The sequence below is a fragment of the Methyloceanibacter sp. genome (genome assembly GCF_049590335.1).
Lineage (GTDB): Bacteria > Pseudomonadota > Alphaproteobacteria > Rhizobiales > Methyloligellaceae > Methyloceanibacter.
The window spans coordinates 1-3,329 of record NZ_JBAWCQ010000007.1 but is presented as its reverse complement, the minus strand read 5'-3'; the positions used below and the strand labels follow the sequence as shown (position 1 = coordinate 3,329).

Annotated in this window: 1 protein-coding gene; it reads left to right on the top strand. The window is 58.3% G+C overall.

Features of this window, described 5'->3' with window-relative positions; all coding sequences use genetic code 11:
• The first annotated feature begins 323 nt into the window (after positions 1–323).
• On the top strand, positions 324–3,077 hold the full coding sequence (locus tag WBQ77_RS00530) for an AsmA family protein (RefSeq protein ID WP_424044308.1): 2,754 nt from the start codon (positions 324–326) through the stop codon (positions 3,075–3,077).
• The last annotated feature ends 252 nt before the right edge of the window (positions 3,078–3,329 follow it).

Here is a 3,329-nt window from a genome sequence, read left to right as displayed (position 1 = left end):
CAACAGCCGCGACATCTTCAAACGAAATCGTTCTGCCGCCCTAGCCGAGTGGCGTCAGCTGGTGGCCTGAACGCTTCAGACCAGTACCCTACGCAGGCTCGGTCAGGTTTGTCTGACAATGCCCTCGAGCGGCATATGGGGGTCAACATATGCGGCGGCGACCGGGAAGCACCGCGGAATGTCTGCTTGCGAGCACAAAGCGAAAATAGCTGAGCCGCGCGCCGATGTCTGCTAATGACCCCTAAGCGGAAACCGTGTGGTTTGCTGCCGTGCTGCCTTGAGATAGGCTCTTTGTGCCCGCGCGCTCCTGGTTAGGTCACTCCATGCGTTCGTCATCTCCCTTGCGGTTGTTCACCCGCATCGTCTTTCTCGGCTGTGTGATCTTATCGGTGCCGGTCATGGCGCTGGCCGTGCTCTATGCAGAGACGTTCGAGCCCCTGCGTCGGACGAGTGTCGAGCGTCTCCTCTCCACCGCCATCGATGCCGAAGTCGATGTCAAAGGTCCAATCCGAATCAGCTTTGGATGGGCACCAACAGTCACGATCGAGGACATCGTCGCGGTGGGAGGCAATTCCCAGACCGACCTAAAGAGCCTGTCGGCGCGATCAATGAGGCTTCAGGTGCCTCTTCTGCCTATGATTGCCGTTAGCCCTCAACTCCACGCACTCGTCGTCGACGGACTGAATTTGTCCATCGAAATTCCCGAAGGACGCGCGGAGGAGGACGAAAGCGACGTCAGCGTCGCGGAGCTCGTCAGCAACCTTGTGCACTCCCCCGTCGCTAGAGATTTTCTCTTGCGCGAAGCCACGGTGAACTACGTCAACCTCGATAGTGGTTTTCGCCTGCAATACGCCCTCGATGAGCTGGAAAGCCAAGGGTCAGAGGATGGTGGGGTCGCCGTCAGCGGCACCGGCCAGTTGAATGGAGAGCCTTGGAAGCTCGACGGTGATGTCGACCCGCCGGGCGAGGACGAAAACAAGCGCAAATTTGCTTTTGCGGTGGTTCATGCCGGCCTGAATTTGACGCTTGCCGGCATCTATAAACTCGACTCCGGTCTGTTCGATTTCGAAGGCGACACGGTGGACATGACCGTGACCGCTGTGGCGCCGGACCTAAAGCGCTTCCTGATGGTCTACGACATCAGAGGTGATTTGGCGGGAGCGGGTAATTTGTCCACACGCCTTAGTGGCCCGCTCGATACGTTGAAGCTCAGCGCTCTGGATTTGAAGCTTGCCTTCGAGAAAGGCAATAAATATGTGGTCAGCGGTGCTATTGGCGACATCACGGCAGGCACCGGGCTCGATTTGACAGTCGACGGCACGTTCGCCAAGGAACCGCTCGCGGAAGGCGAAACGCGCCCCATCTACGATATCGGCATTATCGGGTTCAACGGCCGTATCGAGGGCTCACGCGACGGTGTCTTGGTTCGCGACTTTCACATTTTCAGCACCTCCGTCAGGACTAGTCTCCGCGATGTCGGCCCGATTACCGCTGAGCGGCTCTACAAGGACAAGGATGGACGACTTGGTCTTTACGACCTTTTGGTTTTGGCCGGCGATCCCACCCGCCCCAGCGTGCACCTCGCGGGGACAGTGAAGGACATCATCAGTTTTGCCGGCGTCGACCTTAAAGGCGAAATCGATTTCCCCACCGTCGATTTCCTCGATCTTGCAGCGGAGGAGCACGCGGGAGAACTCGGCCATCTCTCCGGCGACGTAGCCATCTCCGATGCCGACGGCTCGCTTGGAATCGAGCACCTCTCCGCCCAGGTCAGGGACAGCAACCTTATCAAGCTAAGCATCGATTTGGTGTTCGATGATATTCCCGAAGCGAAGGCGTTCAAATTCGCCACTCACCTCGAGATTCCGGAGTTTCAAGAATTTGCCGAGGCGCTGGGCAGCGATGTGGAGAAGCTTGGTCCAGTCAAGTTCGATGGTTCCATCTCCGGAAGCGACGAAAAGATTGCCATGACCGGCATCATGCTCGTGGGCCAGACCACCCTAAACGGTTCGCTCGCCGGGTCGTTGTCGGAGGAGCGCAAGCCGGTTCTCTCCGGCGATGTGTCAACGCAGCTTCTCCACCTCGATGATCTCACGAAGCTTGCGTCCATCGATGTCGTCTACCTTGAGAACGCCGACGAGGATGACGAGGACGTCTTCGATTATTCGAAAATCTGGGAGACTTTGTTCGTGGATATGCAGGTGAAGGTCGCCAAGATCGCGGGAGGCGGCAACAACGCGAGCAATATCCAAGGCCGCGTCACCTATCTCGCCGGCGTCATCGGGCTCGATCCGCTCGCTATGACATATCTTGGCGGGAAGGCCTCAGCCAACGGCAATATCAACACCACGGGCAAGGAAAAGACCTTTGCGCTCAAGGGCAGCGTCAACAGCCTGCCTATCGGCGCCATGCTGAGGGAGATGGATGTCAGCTTCCCGGTGAGTGGCGCACTCAATATGACCTATGACTTGTCGGGTGCAGGCAATACGAAGGCGCAAATTCCACGTTCGCTGAACGGTTCAATCTCAATGTCTCTGCGCAACGGCTCAATCGGAACGGCGCTGCTTGATCTTACAGGGATGAACCTGCCGCGGTGGCTATTGACCCGGGCTCGTAAAGGCAACCAGGCGACGCTCGTGTGTGCCGTGGCGCCTTTCACCTTCAGGAACGGCCGGGGCGAAACCCGTGGTCTTGTGCTGGAGACACGGAACGTGCAAGCCGTGGGCGTTGGCTATGTCGACTATCTTGCGAACACAATCGATCTTCGGTTCAAGCCACAGGCGCTTCGGCCGCAATTTATCCAGACCGCACATCCTTTCGCGATACAGGGCAAGATCGGCAGCAAGAGCGTGAGGTTGACTGGTAGTCCGGCGACGAGTTCCGTTACCGGCGTGCTGGCCTTTCCGTTCAACCTGCTTGGGACGATCGTGCAGCCAAGAGCGGAGATGCCAGGGCGTGTGCCCTGCAGCGTTACGCAATCGGCGCCGCGAGGCAGTGGAGCAACCACGACCACCCAGCCACGCTCGCGCGGTCCGCTGGGCTTAGGCATCCTGGGGGGTGGCAATAGGCGCCGCTAAGCGCCACCTAATTTCCCAGAACAATGGAGTTCCGGTGGAGTGAGGGGCTTCGAGCCCTCAGCGCTCACGTCGGCAATGTCACGGTAACTGGGATAGCTCTGCGGTTCCTCGCCGATTATCATCATTGGCATTGTCAGAGTAAATTTGCTTGAGCCGAGCAGGGGGCATCCTTAGCCTCCGGCGATGCGCAATCCCTTCCGTTATTTCAACAGCTCACCTGAGGTGATCCGCCTCACGGTGATGATGTACGTC